The organism is Microbacterium sorbitolivorans, from assembly GCF_003327285.1.
Taxonomy (GTDB): Bacteria; Actinomycetota; Actinomycetes; order Actinomycetales; family Microbacteriaceae; genus Microbacterium; species Microbacterium sorbitolivorans.
The window spans coordinates 56,489-75,337 of the sequence record NZ_KZ848477.1; the positions used below are offsets into that span (position 1 = coordinate 56,489).

The following is an 18,849-nucleotide window of genomic DNA, read 5'->3' on the forward strand; positions in this document are numbered from 1 at the left end:
TGCGAGCGCGCCACGAGGACGCGCAAACCATGCAAGTCTACCGGATCCATCGGGATCTGTTCCTCAGGATCCGCTGGGTTCCTCTTGCTTCTCCGGATCCTCCGGGTCCTCCGGAAACTCCGGATCCTCCGGAAACGACGATGCCCCGCCGGAGCGGGGCATCGTGCGAAAAACTCTTAGTTCATCTTGGTGACCTGGTCGAACGCCAGCTCGACCGGAGTCTCGCGCTCGAAGAGCGACACCAGGACCGTGAGCTTGCCGCTCGCGGCGTTGATCTCGCTGATCGTGCCGGGGAGGCCCGCGAACGAGCCGTCCTTGATCGTGATCGTCTCGCCGATCTCGTAGTCGACCTCGGCGGCGATGGTGCGCTGCGCGTTGATTTCCTTGGCCTTCGCGTCGCCCGACGCTGCCTTCTCGGCCTCGCGGATCTCGGCGAGGGGCTTCAGCATGTTGAAGGCCTCTTCGAAACGCAGCGGCGCGGGGTTGTGGGCGTTGCCCACGAAGCCCGTGACGCCCGGCGTGTGGCGAACGACCGACCAGGAGTCTTCGTTCAGCTCCATGCGCACGAGCACGTAGCCCGGGACGCGCACGCGGGTGACCATCTTGCGCTGGCCGTTCTTGATCTCGACGACATCTTCCATCGGAACTTCGATCTGGTAGATGTCTTCTTCGACCTCGAGCGTCGACTTGCGCTGCTCGATGTTGGCCTTGACCTTGCGCTCGAAGCCGGCGTAGGTGTGGATGACGTACCACTTACCCTCGAGGATGCGCAGCTCCGCGCGGAACTCGGCGTAGGGGTCTTCGTCTTCCTCTTCCGCCTCTTCCGCGGTCTCCTCGAGAAGCTCGCCGTTTTCCTCGGCGTCTTCCGTGAGAACCTCAGCGGCGGCCTCGGCCTCGCTGGTCTCGTCGATCTCGAGTGCGTCGTTCACGATGGCGTCTGCCTCCGGGTCTTCGATGTCGATGTCTTCGTTGTCGGCAAGTCCCGCACCGTCATCATCGACATGCATTGCCCGATGTTCCGCAGCCTCGCTCGCGCGCTCGTCCTCGGTGAGGACGCTGCCCGTCTGGGCCTCGTCATCCTCGCTGGACTGCTCTGCGGCAGGAGCCCAATCAGCGTCGTCGAGATGCTTTTCAGACACGACTACACCCTCTTTCGGTTTAGGTCGGAATGCCGAAAACGACGTCCACAATCCACGAGAAGAGCGTGTCGAATCCGAACACCAGGGCGATCATCACGATGACGAACCCGAGGACAATGCTCGTGAACTTCACGAGCTCCTTGCGCGTCGGCGTGACGACCTTGCGGAGCTCCGCAATGACCTCGCGGAAGAAGATCACGATACGGCGGAAGAAGTTGACCTTCTCGCCGGAACCCGCGCCTCCCGCGGCGGCTACGTCCTGAGCCATTCGTCACCTTTCGTGGATCAGCCATGTGCTGAGACGAGCAGGGCGGACAGGAATCGAACCTGCAACCTGCGGTTTTGGAGACCGCTGCTCTGCCAATTGAGCTACCGCCCTAGAGTCGTGTGACTCTAGAGTTCTCGCCGCACCCCGAAGGATGCAGTGAAGAACTGCTCTAGCGATCATACGGCATGCGCAGGGTGCGCGCGAACCGAGCCAGCTTCTCGCGCGTGGCGGATCCGCTCTGCCGCGCCCGCGGATCCGCCCGGGCCAAGTACGCTAAGCGTGTGACTGAACGCGCTCCTCTCTCCCAGAAGATCACCGCCATCGCCGAGTCTGCGACCCTCAAGGTCGACGCCAAGGCCAAGGCCCTCAAGGCCGAGGGACGCCCCGTCATCTCGTATGCCGCGGGCGAACCCGACTTCTCGACGCCCGCGAACGTCGTCGAGGCGGCGCAGGCCGCGCTCGCGGATCCGGCGAACTACCGCTACTCGCCCGCCGCCGGCCTCCCGGCGCTCAAGCAGGCGATCGTCGAGAAGACCAAGCGCGACTCGGGCCTCGAGGTCGAGCCGAACCAGGTCGTCGTCACCAACGGCGGCAAGCAGGCCGTCTACCAGGCCTTCCAGGTGCTGCTGAACCCGGGCGACGAGGTTCTCCTCCCCGCGCCGTACTGGACGACGTACCCCGAGGCGATCCAGCTCGCCGATGGCACGCCCGTCGAGGTGTTCGCGGGCGCCGACCAGGAGTACAAGGTCACCGTCGAGCAGCTCGAGGCCGCCCGCACGCCGAAGACGAAGGTGCTCGTCTTCGTGTCGCCGTCGAACCCGACCGGATCCGTCTACACCCCCGAGGAGACCGCCGCGATCGCGCGCTGGGCGCTCGAGCACGGCGTGTGGATCATCACCGACGAGATCTACCAGAACCTCACCTACGACGGCGTGCGCGCCGTGTCGATCGTCGAGGCCGTGCCCGAGGTCGCCCAGCAGACGCTGCTGCTCAACGGCGTCGCGAAGACCTACGCGATGACCGGATGGCGCGTGGGCTGGATGGTCGGCCCCGTCGACGCCATCAAGGCCGCCGCGAACCTGCAGTCGCACCTGACGAGCAACGTCAACAACGTCGCCCAGCGCGGCGCAATCGAGGCGCTCACGGGCCAGCAGGACTCGGCCGAGGAGTTCCGCCAGGCGTTCGACCGCCGCCGCAAGCTGATCGTCGAGGAGCTCTCGAAGATCGAGGGCGTGACGGTGCCGACGCCGCAGGGCGCGTTCTACGTGTACCCCGACGTGCAGGGCCTGCTCGGCCGCGAGTGGGGCGGACGCCAGATCAACACCTCGCTCGAGCTCGCCGACTACATCCTCGACGAGGCCGAGGTGGCCGTGGTTCCGGGCGAGGCCTTCGGCCCCAGCGGATACCTGCGCCTGAGCTACGCCCTCGGCGAGGACCAGCTGCTCGAGGGCGTCCAGCGCCTGCAGCGCCTCTTCGCGTAACCCCTCATTTGGGTCGCCAAAAAATGCCGCCTCGGGGGACCTCGAGGCGGCATTTTTTGGCGACCCATCGCAGGGTTCGACGCCGCTTCTAGTGGGTCGCCATAAATCGTCGCCTCCGCACCGCTCGGGGCGACGATTTATGGCGACCCCGTGTCGGGAGGGGGGGTCAGCGCGTCCACAGCCCGTTTTTCGCGGATCCGGCTGTGGATAGTGCGGATCCGGCGCGGCGGGCGGCGCAGGATCGCTCGCATGAACCCCTCGCCCCTGCCAGAATCACTTCCGCCTTCCTTCACGATCGAGCACGCGCGCGGAGGGCGTCACTCCTCGGCGGCTGCGTGCCTCTGACCTCGTCACGCCGTTTCATGGCACGCGGTCGCGCCTGCCGCTCGATAGCCTCGACGACCGGATGCGCCTGCTCTGCGAGGCGCTCCCCGAACACGCGTTCATCGCCGGCCCCACGGCCGCGCTCGCCTGGGGCTTCCCGCTCACTTTGCCGCTCCGCGAACGCGCAAGCGGCGTGCTCTGCGTCGGAGTTCCGGCGAAACAGAACCGGATCCGCCGGCCCGGGGTGCGCGGGCGCGCTCTCCAGCTGGATCCGGAGGACATCGTCGAACGCGATGGCTACCGCGTCACGAAGCCCGAGCGCACGTGGGTAGATATCTCCGAGGAAGTCTCGCTTCCGAGGCTCGTCGCGATCACCGATTTCCTCCTTCGCGGCGGGATCCAGCGATACGAGCTCGAGCGCGCCCAAGAGCGCGCGGGTCGACGCAAGCCCGGTCGCGAACGGCGCGGTCGCGCGCTCTGGTTTGCGGATCCGCGCTCGGAGTCTCCGAAGGAATCCGAGCTCCGGGTGCTTCTTCACGAAGCAAAAATTCCGCGGCCGGAGCTCAACGTCGACATCTTCAACGGCGATCGCTTCGTGGGGCGCGTGGACATGCTTATCCGCCATGCGAAGATTGTGATCGAGTATCAGGGCGACTACCACCGCGACGCGAAGCAATGGCGTCGCGATGAACAGCGCCGAGCCGAGCTCGAGTCGCTCGGATACGTCGTGACCTACGTGACGCAGGAGGATCTCGAGGATCCGGAGCGACTCGCGGAGCGCATCCACCGGCTGATCGCCATGCAGCTCGCGCGCTAACGATGGGTCGCCATAAATCGTCGCCTCGGGCGGCGCCGAGGCGACGATTTATGGCGACCCAATGTGGGGGCGACACGTTGTGGGGGCGACCCGTGGGGGCGACCCAACGGGGCGACCCGTGGGGGCGACCCGTGGGGGCGTCCCGGCGCGCTACAGCTCGACGCCCACGAACACCGGCTCGGGGTTCAGCGTGATGCCGTATTCCGATGCCACCCGCGTGCGCACGTAGCGGGCGAGCGCGGCGACCTCGTCGGCCGTCGCTCCCCCGCGGTTCGTGATCGCGAGGGTGTGCTTCGTCGAGAGCGAGGCGCGGGATCCGTGCAGCGCGAAGCCCTTCGGCAGCCCCGAGTTCTCGATCAGCCACGCCGCGCTCACCTTCACGCGCGAGGCGGGGGCCGCGACGCGCGGCACCTGGCCGTCCCACGTCGCGAGGTCGAACACCTGCACCGCCTCGACGACCTCGTCGACGGGCCAGCGCGGGCACTCCGCCGGCAGGCGTCGCGCGTCGGCCTCCGCGATGATCGGGTTGTTGAAGAAGCTTCCAGCGCTGCGCGTATCGGCGTCCGACGGATCCAGGACCATGCCCTTCGACGCGCGGATCGCGAGCACGCGATCGCGGATCTCCGCGAGCGAGAGCGCGTCGGTTTCCAACAGCGAGAGCGCTCCGCGGATCCGCTCGTCGGCGACCGGGGTCGGATCCGTGCCGACGACGCGGAGATCAAGCGTGATGCCCGCGATGACGGCGTTACGGATCGGTTCCTCGCCATAGTGGCGCTTGAGGTCGGAGGTGCGCGGACCGAGGCCCAGCTCGGCGGCGGGAACCTCGACGATCTCGGAGGATCCCTCGTCGATCAGGTCGACCGAGACGAGCGTCTGCACGATCTCCTGCCCGTAGGCGCCGACGTTCTGGATGGGTGCGGCGCCCGCGGTTCCGGGGATCCCACTCATCGCCTCGACGCCCTGCAGCCCCTCGGCGACCGTCCACGCGACGAACTCATCCCAGTTCTGACCGGCCTCGACCGACACGCGCTGGAACCCCTCCGGCGCGCCGTCGATCGGCGCGAAACCGCTGGTGAGGATCCGGATCACGGTGCCATCGAAGGGCTCGTCGGCGGCGAGTAGATTGGATCCGCCGCCGAGCACGAACCAGTCGTCGTCGGCCGCGTCGACGAGCGCCGCGACGAGCTGCTCCCGCGAGTAGGCGTCGACGATCAGCGACGGCTCGCCGCCGACGCCCATCGTGGTGAGGTCGGCAAGCCTCACGCGGCCGTCACCAGAGCCTGGGCCTTGCCGAAGACCTTGTCGTCCCCGAAGGTGACGGTGAGGTCGACGCGGGCGGATCCGTCGTCCTTCACCAGCCCGACGGTCGCGACATACGTGACGTCGGCGCCCTCGTCGGCGGCGACGAGCACCGGCTTCGTGAAGCGCACGACGTACGACTGCAGGCGCGCGGCGTCGCCGAGCGCGCCGACGAGGATCGAGGATCCGATGCCCATCGTGAGCATGCCGTGCGCGAGCACGCCGGGGAGCCCGACGCGCTGCGCGATATCGTCGCGGTAGTGGATCGGGTTGAAGTCACCCGAGGCGCCCGCGTAGCGCACCAGGTCTTCGCGGGTGAGGTGCACCGTCTGCTCGGTGAGGATCTGGCCCTTTTCGAACGACATCACTCGTCCTCCGATCCGATGAGAAGCGTCGAGGTGGCGGTGACGACGTGCTCGCCCGCGGCGTCGGTGATGACGGTCTCGCTCGTGACCATCGCGCCGGATCCCATGGCGCGCACGCGCGTCACGTTCAGCTGGCCAGTGAGCTCGTCGCCCGCGACGATCGGCCGCGTGTAGGTGAACTGCTGGTCGGTGTGCAGGGCGCGCTCGAGCACGATGCCGGTCGACTCGTCGTTCAGCAGCAGCTGCAGGGTCTGGTCGGCGATGACCATCGCGAACGTCGGCGGCGCGACGACGTCGGAGTATCCCTCTGCGCGAGCGGCCTCCGCGTCGGTGTGCTGGGGCGCGGTCGCGAAGACTGCGCGAGCGAACTCGCGCACCTTCTCTCGACCGACCAGATACGAGGGCGTCGGCGGGAAAGTCCGCTCTACGAGATCGGGGTTCACAGTCACCCCACGAGTCTACTTGCGGCGACCGCGCAGAGCCTTGATCGTCATCTGCACGCCGATGACCAGCAGGAAGGCGGCGAACAGGATGTTCGCGGTGAACGGATCCAGCTTCGCGGCGACGATCACGCCGAGCGGCGTCGTGATGAGCGTCGCGAGCCCGACCACGCCGGCCGCGACGAAGTCGATGTTCTTGTTGCGGGCGTTGCGGAAGGCCCCGGAGACCGTCGTCGGGATCATCATGAGCAGCGACGTGCCCTTCGCGACGAGGTCGTTGGATCCGAAGAGGAACATCATCGCCGGGACGACGATGATGCCGCCGCCAACGCCGATAAGGCCCGAGAGGATCCCGGTCACGATGCCGAGCGCGACGAGCGCGAGGGCCGTGCCGACGTGCATGTCGACGGTCGCGCCGCGCTCCGGGACGACGATGAACATCATCACGACCATGCAGGCGAGGAAGACGATGAAGATCCAGCGCACGATGTTCTCGCGGATCACGTGGAGCAGGTGCGCCCCCAGCTGCGCCCCGATGATGCCGCCGATGGCGAGCAGGACGCCGGCGATCCAGTCGACCTCGCCGTGCAGCGCGTAGGTGATGACGCCGATCGACGCCGTGATGATGATCGAGGCGCCGGAGGTGCCCGAGGCCAGCTTCTGCGAGAACAGCGCGATGCCGACGAGGAGCGGAACGATGACGGTGCCGCCGCCGACACCGAAGAGGCCCGACATGAAGCCGGACACGAGCCCGATCGCCACAAAGGTGAAAAGTGCCTTGGGGCCACGGTCGCGTAGATATTTCATCGCCCCCAGTTTAATCCCGGCGGTTCCCCCGCCCCGCCCGCGTACACAACGACGCAAATTTTGGGCCGAGGTGGGGTAGAAACCGGTTCATACCGTCATTCAGCCGAAAATTTGCGTCGTTGTGTACGGGGGGCAGGAATCAGCCGGCCGTCAGGGTCACATCCCCGGCGGCCAGTTCCACGCTGATCGTGCGGGTGGCGCGGGCCGACTCGTCGAGGTTCGAGCTGATGTCGCCGAACACGCTCTCGCGGGTCATGGCGTAGGGCACGTCGGGCAGCTGAAGCTCGACGGATCCGGCAGACACGTCGATGTCGATCTCGTCGGGGGCTCCCTCTCCTCTGAGGTCGCCCCACAGGTCGCCCGCGGCCACCTCGAACGAGGCGGTCTGAAGCCCCGACAGCTCGATCATGCTGCTGCCGGCCGACATGTCGGCGTCGAGCGAGCGGGCCGAACCCGAGATCGAGAAGTCGCCGGCGCTCAGCCCGTACGAGACGTCGCCGAACTCGCCCTCGGCGCCGAAGCTTCCGGCCGAGATCGAGACGTCGAGGTCGACGCCGTCGAGCGAGCGGGGCAGCACGAGGGTCGAGGTGCTGTCGAAGTTCCAGTCGATTCCGAAGGTGAACCACCTACGCGGCGAGTCGATGACGAGGGTGTCGCCGTGCCGCGTCATGGTCCAGGTGCCGCCGTCCGTGACGCCGTTGAACACGGCCTCGTCGACATTGCCGAACTCGACGCGGAAGTCGCCGGCCGACGAGTTGATCTCGACGCCGCTGACGCCCGTGACGTCCGAGGTGAGGGTCTGGAACTCGCCGCTGCCCGGTCGCGCCGCGCCCATCGCGGCGTAGAGGCCCGAGAAGCCGAGGGTTCCAAGGATCACCACGCCGCCGACAACCCCGAGGGTGATGGCGAGGGCACGGGATCCGGTTCGCGCCTCAGGAGTCTGCTGCGCGGGCGGGATCAGGGTGTCGTTACTCATCGAACTGGTCCGTTCTGTGAGGGCCCGACGGGGCCCGGCTGCGTGGTGGCGTCGATGTGCGCGAGCACGGCGAGCACGCGGCGGTTGCCGGTGTCGTCCTGCTCGAGCCCGAGCTTTCCGAAGATCGACGTGATGTGTTTTTCGACGGCGCCCTCGCTGATGAACAGCAATCGGGCGATCGCGCCGTTGGATTTTCCCTCGGCGATCAGGGCGAGCACAGATCGCTCGCGATCCGTCAGCCGGCCGATCTGCTCATCGCGCGATCGGCGGGTGAGGAGCTGCGCGACGACCTCCGGATCCAGGACGGTCGCGCCGGACGCGATCCGGTCGAGCGACTCGAGGAACTCGGCGACGTCGGTCACGCGATCCTTGAGCAGGTAGCCGATCGCGCCGCCCGGCTGGGCGACGAGGTCGGCGGCGTATCGCTCCTCGACGTACTGCGAGAAGACGAGCACCGCGAGGCGTGGATCCTGCCGACGCAGCGCGAGCGCGGCGCGGATCCCCTCGTCGGTGAAGGTCGGCGGCAATCGCACGTCGACGATCGCGAGGTCCGGATCCTGTTCCGCGGCCGCGTCGAGCGCGCGGCTCGCGTCGGGAAGGGCGGCGGTTACCTCGTGTCCGGCGTCTTCGAGGAGGCGCACGAGGCCCTCCCGCAGCAGCACGGAGTCTTCGACGATCAGGATGCGCATGGCACGCTCACCTCCAGCGAGGTCGGGCCGCCCGCCGGGCTGTCGAGGCGGCAGGTGCCGCCGAGGGCGGCGATGCGGTTCTGGATCCCGTCGAGGCCGCCGCCGGCGAGCACGCGTGCCCCGCCGACGCCGTTGTCTTCGACGCGGGCCCAGAGGGATCCGGTTTCGGGGCGGGCGCGGACCGTCACGCGCGCCTCGGTGGCGCGGGAGTGCTTGGCCGCGTTCGTGAGCGACTCGGCGATCGCGAAGTAGACGGCGGCCTCGGCGTCGCGGTCGACGCGGCCGGGCATCCGCACGTCGAGCACGACGGGGATGTGGGAGCGACTCGCGACGGCCGAGAGGGCCGCGTCGAGTCCGCGGTCGTCGAGGACGGAGGCATGGATCCCGCGGGCGAGCTGGCGTAGCTCGGTGATCGCGGCCTTCGTCGAGGTGTGCGCCTCGGCGAGGAGCTCCTTGGCCTTCTCGGGGTCGGCGTCGATCTTCTGCTGGGCGAGGCCCAACGTCATGCCGACCGAGACCAGGCGGGGCTGGACGCCGTCGTGCAGGTCGCGCTCGATGCGGGTGCGCTCGACGTCGCTCGCGCGGATCGCATCCTGGCGCTGCGCCGAGGCGTCGCGGGCCGCGGCGGCCAGCTGGGCCTCGCGGATCGGGGCGATGAGCACGCGAGACAGCACGCCGTGAAGCATGGCGAGGCCGAAGATGAGGGCCAGCGAGAGCACCGCCGCGGCGACGCCGATGACGGCGGCGAAGGTCGAAGTGATGCGGAATCCGGCAATCGGAACCGACGCGCCGTTGGCGTACAGCGGCGAGAACGCCGCCGCGATGCCGCTCGCGAAGGTCGAGGTCGCGGCGAGGACGATCCAGCCGAGCACCGTCGCGATCGCGAAGTGCGCGATCGCCCGCCACATGCCCGCGTCGATGAACTGCAGCCACATGGTGTGGAGGAATCCGACGAAGCCGCGCTTCGGCGAGCGCCGCGGCCGCAGCATCGGCATGCCGAACCCGTAGAGGCCCTCGACGCGGGCCGTCTCGGTGAAAGCTGTGGCGAAGAGCAGGTAGATGAAGGCGATGAGGAACAGAGCGCCGATGCCCAGCACGGGCAGCAGGCCGAGGCCGACGCTCAGGAAGGTCACGAGAGCGGCGAAGACGAGGCCGCCGAGGAGGCCCACGACGACCAGGTGTGCGGTTGCTCCGAGCAATCGTACGGGCGTGTTCACCCGGGGTTGGGGTGCGGATATCGAACTCATGCCCCTAACGCTACGGAAGCCCGCGGATCCGCACAGCGGGGCGGGCCTCCGGATCCGGGTGGGGTTATCCCCCGACCGCGACCGCGTGGGCCCAGCGCGGGACAACGAGGGGGCTGCCCGATTCCGGATCCGGGATCACGCGGGCACGCAGTCCGAACACGTTTTCGACGAGCGATTCGGTGATGACGTCTTCGGGGGCGCCCGTGGCGACGACGGATCCGTCCTTCATCGCGACGATGTGGTCGGCGTAGCGGGCTGCCTGGTTGAGGTCGTGCAGCACCGCCACGAGCGTGTTGCCCTGCGACTTGTTGAGGCCGCGGCAGAGCTCGAGCAGCTCGATCTGGTGGCTCACGTCGAGGTAGGTCGTCGGCTCGTCGAGCAGCAGGATCGGGGTCTCCTGCGCGAGCGCGACGGCCATCCAGACGCGCTGCCGCTGGCCGCCGGAGAGCTCGTCGACCATGCGGCCCGACAGGTGCCGGATCCCCGTCGCGTCCATCGCGTTCGCGACCGCGAGCTCGTCCTCGGGCGACCACGGCGCGAAGAGCCGCTGGTGCGGGTAGCGGCCGCGGGTCACGAGGTCGATCACGCGGATCCCGTCGGGCGCGATCGGCCCCTGCGGCAGCAGGCCGATCTCGCGCGCGACCTGCTTCGTCGGCATCTCGTGCAGGCTGCGGCCGTCGAGCAGGATCCGGCCCCGCGCGGGCGGGAGCAGGCGCGTCAGGCTCTTGAGCAGCGTCGACTTGCCGCAGGCGTTCGGCCCGACGATCACGGTGAAGGCACCGTCGGGGATCTCGACGGTGACCTCCTCGCAGATGAGCTTGTCGGCGTATCCGAGCGCGGCCTTCTCGGCCATCAGGCGGGTCATTTCTTCTTCCCTTCACGAAGGAGCAGCCACAGGAAGTACAGCCCGCCGATCGAGACGGTGACGATGCCGACCGGCAGCGGGGAGTCGCGGTAGATGCGCTGGGCGACGACGTCGGCCAGCAGCAGGAGCAGCGCGCCGATGGCGGCGGTGGGGCCGAGCGCGAGGCCGTCCGAGCGCACGACGCGGCGCGCAATCTGCGGCGCGGCGAGCGCGATGAACGAGATCGGCCCGACCGACGCCGTGGCGAGCGCCGTGAGCCCAATGCCGATCACGATCGCGAACACCTGCACGAGCCGCACGTTCTGCCCGAGGGCGGTCGCGAACGGCACGCCGATCTGCATCAGCCGCATCGGTCGGCTAAGCGCGAGGGCGCCGATCAGGAAGAGCACGGATCCGCCGAAGACGCCCCAGAACGTCGACCACGAGACGCCGGAGAGGTTGCCGGCACCCCAGAGGCTCGCCATGATGGCGTCTTCGACCGTGGCGGTGAGGAGGATCCAGACGTTGACCGACGCGAGCATCGCGCTCACGCCGATGCCGACGATGATGAGCCGCACGCCGCGCACGGCGCCGCGCTTCGACGAGAGGAAGAACACGACGAACGCCGTGACGACTCCGCCCGTGAACGCACCGGCCATCGTTTCGGCGGATCCGCCGCCGAAGATCAGCATCACGATGAGGGCGCCCGCGTACGAGCCGGTCTGGAAACCGATGACGTCCGGGGATCCGAGCGGGTTGCCCGTGAGGTTCTGGAAGATCGCGCCGCTAATCGCGAGCGAGGCCCCCAGCAGCACCGCGATGAGCACGCGCGGCGCGCGCCACTCGAGCACGACCATCGAGGTGTACGAGTCGCCGCGCCCGATGAGGGCCTGGAAGGCCTCGGCCGGAGTGATCTGGGCCGAGCCCGTGAACACCCCGTAGACGGCGAGGGCTGCGATGGCGCTCCAGATCGCCGCGCAGACGACGCTCGAGCGCACATCGGCGACGAAGAAGGGGCGCTGGCGCGGGCCGATGCGGTAGACCCTGCGCCCGAAATCGAGATCCGTCATCGCCGTCACATCTCCGCGACGCGGAAGCGCCGCACCATATAGATCAGCACGGGCGCGCCGATGAAGGCCGTCACGACGCCCACGGGCACCTCGCCGGCCGTGATGACGCGGCCGAGCACGTCGGCGAAGCCCATGACCGTCGGCGCGATGAGCGCCGAGTACGCGAGGATCCAGCCCTGGTGCGGGCCGACGATCATGCGCGCGAGGTGCGGGGCGAGCAGGCCGAGGAAGCCGATCGGGCCGGCCGCGGCGGTCGCGCCGCCCGCGAGCAGCGCGATCGCGACGAGCACGACGGTGCGGATCCGGTTCGGGTGGGCGCCGAGCGCGACCGCCGACGCCTCCCCCAGCGCGAGCACGTTGAGCGAGCGCGCGCTGAGGAAGGCGATCACGAGGCCCGCCGCGATGAACGGCACGATCGCCATCGTCGCCTCGAGGGGCTGCGACGCCGTCGTGCCCGCCGACCAGCCGCGCAACTTCTCGAGCACGCGCGAGTTCGTCAGCAGCACGGCCGACGAGAAGCCCGACAGCACGGCGCCCAGCGCGACGCCCGAGAGCGTCATGCGCACGGGGTTGCCGCGCGCGGATCCGGTGTTGCCGATCACGAACACGAGAACCGAGGTGACCATCGCACCCGCGAACGACCACCACATGTACTGCGAGATGTCGCCCACGCCGAAGAATGCCAGGCCCACGACGACCGCGAGCGAGGCGCCCGCGTTGACTCCGAGAATGCCGGGGTCGGTCATCGGGTTGCGCGTCACGGCTTGCATGAGCGTGCCGGCGACGCCGAGCGCCGCGCCCGCGACGATGATGAGCGCGGTGCGCGGCACCCGCGAGAACCAGATGGTCTGCGAGAGCGCGTCATCCGGATCCGGGTACAGCAGAAAGTGGGTCACGTCGCCCACCGCAATCGTGCGCGAGCCGACGAGCATGCTCGCCGCGAGCGCGATAGCGCACAGCGCGAAGAGCGGGACGAGCCCGACCCAGCGCCGCCGCGTCGGCGACCCCGGCGCGGCGGCGCCCGGATCCGCCGCCTGCGGGGCGGATCCGAGCGTTGCGGATTGCGAAGTCATCCGGGGGTCAGGCGACCTTGGCCGACGAGGTGACGAGGCCCGTGACCTCGTTCAGCCAGGCGGCGTAGGCGGTCGCCGTCATGGCGCCCTTCGAGCTCCAGGCACCGAGCTGGCCCGCCTCGACGGCCGGGAGCACGTCCCACAGCTCGGTCGAGAAGGCGAAGTCGTCGTTGTAGCCCTCGATGAGCAGAATGTCGGCGGGGTACGTCGACGCGTCCTCCCACGCGACCTGGCCCCACGGGTTGCCCGTCTCGGGTGCGTCGGCGCCGACGATCGTCGCGCCGAGCTCCTCGAGCAGCGTCGCCTGCGCGAAGCCGACGCCCGTGTAGAGCATCTCCTTTGTCGGGCTCGTGAGCATGATGTTGACGTCGTTGGCGGCCAGCGCCTCGCTCAGGGCGGCCTTCGCGTCGGCGAGGGCGGTGTCGGACTGCTCGACCGCCTCGGCCTCGACGTCGGCGCCGAACGACGCGGCGATCTCGCGGGTGTCGGCGATGCGGCTATCGATCGTGTCGCCCGACGGCAGCGGCACGAACGAGGCGACGCGGGTGATCTGCGCGTTCACGTCCTCGTCAAACCACGACCAGCCGGCCTCGGTGCCCTGGCCGACGATCGCGTCGGGGCGCAGCTCTGCGAGCTTCTCGACGTCGATCTCGCCGTCCTTGCCGACGAAGTCGATGCCCGAGATGTCGGCGTCGCCCATCACGAACGGGTTGTCGCACTCGTAGCCGAAGAGGGCGACGGGCTCGATGCCGTACTCGTGCAGCGAGCTGTAGGCATAGCAGTCCATGACGATGTTCTCGGCGCCGTCCTTCTCGGTGCCTCCCGCGGCGGGCTCTTCCGCCGCTTGCGCACACCCGGTCAGGAGGAGGGCGGAGGCTGCAACGATCGCGGCAAGGGAGGAACTACGGCGCACGGGAATACCAATCTCTCGGAGAACACAAACGCTGCGACTCTACAGAGATTGGTAAGGCTAGGCAACCCTAATGTAGTTTTCGGTGCCGCGAGGTGACGATCAAGACCGCGAGCGCCGCGAGGATCCCCGCCGCCGCGAACAGCGACAGCGCCGTGCCGAGCCGGTGCGCCGCGGCGCCCGCGACGGCGCCCAACGCGAGCGCGCCCCAGAGCAGGAGCGGACGATGCCACGCGGTGTGGGATCCGCCCGTGACGAGCGCTGCGAGCGCGAGGCCGAGGCTCACGAGCGTGCCCGTCGCGTACGTGATCGCGATGCGGGCGCGACCGTCGGCGAGATAGAGCGTGTTGATGGCGCCCATAACCATCGAGACGAGGCCGTAATTCCATGCGGATCCAGCGCCCGCGAGATCGAGGACGGCGACGGCGACGAGCGCGACCGCCGCTCCCCCGACGACGAACGGGTGGTGGTCGCGCGTGCGCGCGGCGGCGACGCCCGCGATCGTGACGCCGACGACGAAGGCGACGATCAGGTACACCGACAGGATCGCAACGTGGGCGTGACCTGCGAAGACGTCGACGCCCGCCTGCGTCGAGTTGCCGCTCATGAACGAGACGAACAGGCCACCGGTCTCGATGAATCCGATCGCGTCGACGAAGCCCGCGATGAGGGCGAGGCAACTCGAGAGGAGCAGGCCGCGCTTCGTGGCGTGCTTCAAGGGCTGCGGCTCCCAGTTCCTTAAACGACGACGTCCCCGGATCCGCTTCGCTTTTCAGCGAATGGATTCGGGGACGTGGATCATACTGATCTGTAGCAGGAGCGGGGCTTGAACCCGCGACCTCACGATTATGAGTCGTGCGCTCTCACCAACTGAGCTACCCTGCCGCAAAACGACTATTCTCGTTTCGAGCCCCGAGTCAGGATTGAACTGACGACCCCTTCCTTACCATGGAAGTGCTCTACCACTGAGCTATCGGGGCGTTTCCTGCGAAGCAGGCAACTAGAAAATCATAACAACGACGTGACGTTCTTTTCAAAACGGCGTGTCGCCCGGGCGTTGCGCCTTTAGAAGTCGGTGAAGTCCTGGCCGAGGAGCTCGGTCTCGAGCGCCTCCTGCGCGGTCTTCTCTTCCTTCGAGTAGTGAGTGCCGGCGTACTTCTCGAGCCACGGCTGCGGGTCGACCGCGACGCCGTTGTACCGGATCTCGAAGTGCGTGTGAGCACCCGTCGAGCGGCCCGTGTTGCCGGTCTGACCGATGACATCGCCCACGTGGACCATGTCGCCGACCTGAACGGTCATCGAACCGTTGATCATGTGCGCGTAGTGACTCTCGACGATCTCGCCGTCGATCACGTGCTGGATGCGGATGCTGACGCCGTATGCGCCGCCCGCCTCCGTCGCCTCGGTGACAACACCGTCGGCGATCGCCTGGATCGGCGCACCAAGGCCAGGCGTGAAGTCGATGCCTTCGTGCAGGCGGCCCCAGCGCGCACCGAAGCCCGAGCTCATGCTCGTGCCGATCGCGAAGGGGTACTGGATGTCTGCCGTGACGTCGTTCTCGAAGAACGCGCCGGCGGTGTTCACGCCGGCAACCGCCGCGAGGTTCTGGTACGTCGAGGCCTCGTAGCCGCTGACCTGCGTGAGCGGCTCGGACTCGGTCGAGGATCCGGCGACGTAGCCCTGGAGCTGCTGCTCGGCGGCGACCTCGGTGGCCTCGGTCGTTACGGGCGCTGCCTCTTCGGCCTCGGCCGTCGCGGGGGCCACAAACGGAAGAGCCACGCCGACGATGATCGCGGTGATGGCTCCGGCCGCGGCGACCGATGCGGTGGCGGCGGCAAACTTGCGGAAGGGCGTACCGAGGTGCTTGCTCTTGGTCTTGCTCGTCTTGTTGACCTCGCGCTGCTGTGCAGAGATCGAGCGGCGCGTGACCGGCTGCTGGGCGTTGCTGAAGTTCAGTGCCGCGGCGGCAGCGGCGAACTCGTCGCTCGCTACAGAGTTGCTGTCGCCGGACACCGGTGTCGCCGCGATGCGGCGCGAGCGGCGCAGAGGCAGCTCGGGAGCGGTGTTATCGGAGGTCACGCACGCACTTTCGTCCAGCACCCAGATGGGCTTCGGTCAAGATGAAGAGCTCGTCTTGCCGGGGGAGCAAAGTAACGAACAGGTAACTACGTTACGCGATCTTCACTGAAAAGGCGAGGCGAGATCACTCAGCTTCCACCAGATCCGCGATTTTCCGGGCCAAAACGGGGTGTGCGGCGACCGTCATTTTCCGCCCGAAGGCGTCTCCGTCGAGGGTGAGCACCGCTCCCCCGGCCTCCGCGACGATGAGCGTTCCGGCCGCGATGTCCCAGGGCTTCAGCCCCCGCTCGAAGTAGGCGTCGAGTCGCCCCGCCGCGACGTAACCGAGGTCGATCGACGCCGCGCCGATGCGGCGCACGTCGCGCGCGATGGGCATGACGCGCTCGACCGTCGCGATGTCGCCCGCGTGGGTGGCGGGGTCGTAGCCGAAGCCCGTGGCGATGAGGGCGCCGGCAGGGTGCTCGGCCGCAACCTGCAGGCGGGTTTGTGCTCCGTCGACCTCGAGGTACGCGCCCTCGCCCTGCGCCGCGACGAAGGTCTCGCCGAGCATGGGTGCGTGCACGACGCCCGCGAGCTGCTCGGATCCGCGCACCGCCGCGATGCTCACCGCGTAGCTCGGCATGCCCGAGGCGTAGTTGACGGTGCCGTCGATCGGATCCACGATCCACGTCACGCCCGACGTGCCCGCCGTCGCGTCGGACTCCTCGCCCAGGAAGCCGTCGTCCGGACGCGCGACCGCGAGGCGCTCGCGGATGAGCGCCTCGACCTCGCGGTCGGCCTCGGTCACGATGTCGGCGAGGGTCGACTTGCTGCCGGCGATGCTCACGCCCTCCGCGCGGCGCCTGCGAGCGAGCTCGCCCGCCTCGTGCGCGATGTCCCGGGCAAGATCCAACAGCTGGGTGGTCATGGGGCCACGGTACCCGCCCGCGGGTGTGGGGTCGGGGAATTCGTGCCACGCAGGGGTGGTGCGCGCACGAGACTCGGAGAAATCACGAGAATCGGACCCCTGGGGCCAGAACCTCCGAGTCTCGTGATTCTTCCGAGTTCCGTGACGTGAGGCTCGGGGGATCCGTGCCTCGCGGGGGCGGCGCGGACACAAACCTCGGAGAAATCACGAGAATCGGACCCCTGGGGCGAAAACCTCCGAGCCTCGTGATTCTTCCGACTTCTGTGACGTGAGACTCGGGGGATCCGTGCCTCGCGGGGGCGGCGCGGACACAAACCTCGGAGAAATCACGAGAATCGGCCCCCTGGAGCGAAAACCTCCGAGCCTCGTGATTCTTCCGAGTTCTGTGACGTGAACACACGTACACGCACGCGATTCGCCCGCTTCAAGCCCCACGGATCCACCCCCTCCCGCCCCGCGAGATCGCACTCATCTCGCGAGATCGCACTGAAATGAGTGCGACCTCGCGAAAACAATGCGACCTCGCGGAGTGGGATGGGTGCGGGGCGGGGCGGGAATGGGGCAAGGGCGGGCGCGGACAGCGGAACGCCCCGCCTCCCGGGGGAGGCGGGGCGTTCCGGGGGGGGGATCGCTTAGAGCGGCGGGTGCGGGGCGCCCGCCGGCGGATCCTGCGAGAGGGATCCAGGGATCCCGGAGGTCGGCTGCGCGGATCCGGCGGCCCCGAACGGGTCGAGGTGCTGCTGGCGCGTGAAAGCCGGATCCGGCTGGTGCGCGGCCGGCTGCGGACCGAAGGAACGGGATCCGGGCGACGGGACTCCGGTGCGCTGCGCCTCGAAGTCGGGCTGGCCGTTGGGGAGCATGGGAAGCGGCGTCACTCCGTCGCCGTACGTCGGCCACGGAAGCGCCGCCTGCGCCGCGGGGCGCGAGGCCGCGGCCGCGCGGGGCGTGCGCGGGGCGAACATCGCGGTCACGAGCGGCACAAGCGCCGTTCCGACGGCGGCGAGGATCGCGAGGGCAACCATGACGCGCCCGTAGAGCGGCGGGTAGTCGTGGGGGTAGACGAGCGGGATCAGCGCGGTCACCAGGAGCGCCAACACGAGGCCCGTCGTCACCAGCACGAGGCTGCGCGTGAACGTCGTCACGTACCGGGCGTGTGCACGCCAGATCAGGCGCTGGTGCAGGAGCGCGAGCTGGACGTATACGACAACGAGGATGAAGTTCCAGAACTTGTACGCGCCGCCGAATCCGTAATCGAAGTCGAACGCCTCGTTCGGCACCCAGATGAGGAAGATGCCCGCGAGGAGGATCAGGATCCACGCTGCCATGCTCGCGGGGATGAGCCACGCGGGGCGGTTCGGTGCGAGGTACGAGTCTCCGAGCGCCACTCCCGCGAAGCCTGCGAGCAGCAGGATCGTCAGGAACGCCTTCGGGATCACGTCGCCGCTAGGCGTGAACAGCACCCAGTAGACGCAGATAAAGGCGCCGGCGATGAGCGCGACGATCGCAACCCACATCACGCCCTTGAGGAGCTTCGGGATGTCTGACTTCGGTGATGACGACATGCACTCATCCTGGCACGTAGCTGGCACGGAGTCAGGAAGAAGGCGGATCTGTGGATAACTCTTGGTAACGCAGAAGGCCCGGTCGCAGTGACCGGGCCTTCCCAACGTGGCAAGTGAGGGATTCGAACCCCCGAAGTCGATGACGGCTGATTTACAGTCAGCTCCCTTTGGCCGCTCGGGCAACTTGCCATATGCGCACCCGTCCGACTTTTCCAGACGACCGGAGGCGCAAGCAACAATACTACGCAGGATGACGCACGAGGAGAAATCGGCGCCACCCCCGGGCGCGCCACGCCCTCCCCCTCCCCGCGAGATCTCACTCTTTTCGCGAGGTCGCACTGAATTCGATGCGATCTCGCGAGAAGAGTGCGATCTCGCGGGGTGGGACCAGAAAAGAGTGCGATCTCGCGGGGTGGGACCAGAAAAGAGTGCGACCTCGCGGGGATGCGACCAGAAAAGAATGCGACCTCGCGGGGGTGGGACCAGAAAAGAATGCGACCTCGCGGGAAAGGGGGGGCGGGACGGCGGAACGCCCCGCCTCCCAGTGGGGGG

At 68.3% G+C, this 18,849-nt stretch carries 19 protein-coding genes and 4 tRNA genes; 2 read left to right on the plus strand and 21 right to left on the minus strand.

Annotation, left to right across the window (positions count from 1 at the left end; all coding sequences use genetic code 11):
- Positions 1–176: 176 nt before the first annotated feature.
- From nusG to DTO57_RS13355, 3 genes are all read right to left on the minus strand, one after another.
- Positions 177–1,139 carry a transcription termination/antitermination protein NusG gene (gene nusG, locus DTO57_RS13345; protein WP_114118739.1) on the minus strand — a complete coding sequence of 321 codons (963 nt, stop codon included), beginning with the start codon at positions 1,137–1,139 and terminating at the stop codon, positions 177–179.
- A gap of 19 nt (positions 1,140–1,158) precedes the next feature.
- The gene (gene secE / locus DTO57_RS13350; protein WP_114118740.1) at positions 1,159–1,407 is read right to left on the minus strand and encodes a preprotein translocase subunit SecE; all 249 of its coding nucleotides are present in this window, start codon (positions 1,405–1,407) and stop codon (positions 1,159–1,161) included.
- A gap of 38 nt (positions 1,408–1,445) precedes the next feature.
- Positions 1,446–1,518, minus strand: a tRNA-Trp gene (locus DTO57_RS13355).
- Between the two features lie 170 nt (positions 1,519–1,688).
- Here DTO57_RS13355 and DTO57_RS13360 point away from each other — a divergent pair.
- Together DTO57_RS13360 and DTO57_RS13365 are read left to right on the plus strand one after the other, a co-directional pair.
- Positions 1,689–2,888, plus strand: a complete 1,200-nt coding sequence (locus DTO57_RS13360; RefSeq protein WP_187346633.1) for a pyridoxal phosphate-dependent aminotransferase — start codon at positions 1,689–1,691, stop codon at positions 2,886–2,888.
- 406 nt (positions 2,889–3,294) lie between these two features.
- Positions 3,295–4,029, plus strand: a complete 735-nt coding sequence (locus tag DTO57_RS13365; RefSeq protein WP_114118742.1) for an endonuclease domain-containing protein — start codon at positions 3,295–3,297, stop codon at positions 4,027–4,029.
- Between the two features lie 150 nt (positions 4,030–4,179).
- Here DTO57_RS13365 and DTO57_RS13370 read toward each other — a convergent pair whose 3' ends face one another.
- The 18 genes from DTO57_RS13370 to DTO57_RS13455 all read right to left on the minus strand — a co-directional run bounded on the left by DTO57_RS13370 (position 4,180) and on the right by DTO57_RS13455 (position 18,486).
- The gene (locus DTO57_RS13370; protein ID WP_268235379.1) at positions 4,180–5,292 is read right to left on the minus strand and encodes a UDP-N-acetylmuramate dehydrogenase; all 1,113 of its coding nucleotides are present in this window, start codon (positions 5,290–5,292) and stop codon (positions 4,180–4,182) included.
- Positions 5,289–5,693, minus strand: a complete 405-nt coding sequence (locus DTO57_RS13375) for a MaoC/PaaZ C-terminal domain-containing protein (protein ID WP_114118743.1) — start codon at positions 5,691–5,693, stop codon at positions 5,289–5,291. The genes DTO57_RS13370 and DTO57_RS13375 overlap by 4 nt, the downstream gene beginning before the upstream one ends.
- Positions 5,693–6,142 carry an FAS1-like dehydratase domain-containing protein gene (locus tag DTO57_RS13380; protein WP_114118744.1) on the minus strand — a complete coding sequence of 150 codons (450 nt, stop codon included), beginning with the start codon at positions 6,140–6,142 and terminating at the stop codon, positions 5,693–5,695. The genes DTO57_RS13375 and DTO57_RS13380 overlap by 1 nt, the downstream gene beginning before the upstream one ends.
- Before the next feature lie 9 nt (positions 6,143–6,151).
- On the minus strand, positions 6,152–6,940 hold the full coding sequence (locus tag DTO57_RS13385) for a sulfite exporter TauE/SafE family protein (RefSeq protein ID WP_187346634.1): 789 nt from the start codon (positions 6,938–6,940) through the stop codon (positions 6,152–6,154).
- A gap of 139 nt (positions 6,941–7,079) precedes the next feature.
- Positions 7,080–7,916 (minus strand): DUF4097 family beta strand repeat-containing protein, encoded by an 837-nt coding sequence (locus DTO57_RS13390; RefSeq protein ID WP_114118745.1) that lies wholly within the window; start codon positions 7,914–7,916, stop codon positions 7,080–7,082.
- Complete coding sequence (locus tag DTO57_RS13395) at positions 7,913–8,605, minus strand: response regulator (RefSeq protein WP_114118746.1); 693 nt, start codon at positions 8,603–8,605, stop codon at positions 7,913–7,915. Before DTO57_RS13395 ends, DTO57_RS13390 begins: the two co-directional genes overlap by 4 nt.
- Positions 8,593–9,852, minus strand: a complete 1,260-nt coding sequence (locus DTO57_RS13400) for a sensor histidine kinase (RefSeq protein ID WP_114118747.1) — start codon at positions 9,850–9,852, stop codon at positions 8,593–8,595. The genes DTO57_RS13395 and DTO57_RS13400 overlap by 13 nt, the downstream gene beginning before the upstream one ends.
- Positions 9,853–9,916: 64 nt before the next feature.
- Positions 9,917–10,717, minus strand: coding sequence for an ABC transporter ATP-binding protein (locus DTO57_RS13405; RefSeq protein WP_114118748.1), 801 nt, complete (start codon positions 10,715–10,717; stop codon positions 9,917–9,919).
- Positions 10,714–11,766 (minus strand): FecCD family ABC transporter permease, encoded by a 1,053-nt coding sequence (locus tag DTO57_RS13410; protein WP_114118813.1) that lies wholly within the window; start codon positions 11,764–11,766, stop codon positions 10,714–10,716. Before DTO57_RS13410 ends, DTO57_RS13405 begins: the two co-directional genes overlap by 4 nt.
- A gap of 5 nt (positions 11,767–11,771) precedes the next feature.
- Entirely contained in the window at positions 11,772–12,839 is a 1,068-nt protein-coding gene (locus DTO57_RS13415; protein WP_114118749.1) for a FecCD family ABC transporter permease, read from the minus strand.
- 7 nt (positions 12,840–12,846) lie between these two features.
- A complete protein-coding gene (locus DTO57_RS13420; RefSeq protein WP_114118750.1) occupies positions 12,847–13,752 on the minus strand; it encodes an ABC transporter substrate-binding protein in 906 nt (301 codons plus the stop codon).
- Positions 13,753–13,819: 67 nt separating this feature from the next.
- Positions 13,820–14,467: a YoaK family protein gene (locus DTO57_RS13425; RefSeq protein WP_114118751.1), complete on the minus strand. Its 648-nt coding sequence runs from the start codon at positions 14,465–14,467 to the stop codon at positions 13,820–13,822.
- Between the two features lie 93 nt (positions 14,468–14,560).
- Positions 14,561–14,634: transfer RNA gene (locus DTO57_RS13430), tRNA-Met, on the minus strand.
- Between the two features lie 23 nt (positions 14,635–14,657).
- A tRNA-Thr gene (locus tag DTO57_RS13435) sits at positions 14,658–14,729 on the minus strand.
- Between the two features lie 85 nt (positions 14,730–14,814).
- Complete coding sequence (locus DTO57_RS13440; protein ID WP_114118752.1) at positions 14,815–15,828, minus strand: M23 family metallopeptidase; 1,014 nt, start codon at positions 15,826–15,828, stop codon at positions 14,815–14,817.
- A gap of 124 nt (positions 15,829–15,952) precedes the next feature.
- On the minus strand, positions 15,953–16,735 hold the full coding sequence (locus tag DTO57_RS13445; RefSeq protein ID WP_114118753.1) for an inositol monophosphatase family protein: 783 nt from the start codon (positions 16,733–16,735) through the stop codon (positions 15,953–15,955).
- A gap of 632 nt (positions 16,736–17,367) precedes the next feature.
- Positions 17,368–18,297 (minus strand): hypothetical protein, encoded by a 930-nt coding sequence (locus DTO57_RS13450; protein WP_114118754.1) that lies wholly within the window; start codon positions 18,295–18,297, stop codon positions 17,368–17,370.
- A gap of 107 nt (positions 18,298–18,404) precedes the next feature.
- Positions 18,405–18,486 (minus strand) — tRNA-Tyr (locus tag DTO57_RS13455).
- Between the last annotated feature and the right edge of the window lie 363 nt (positions 18,487–18,849).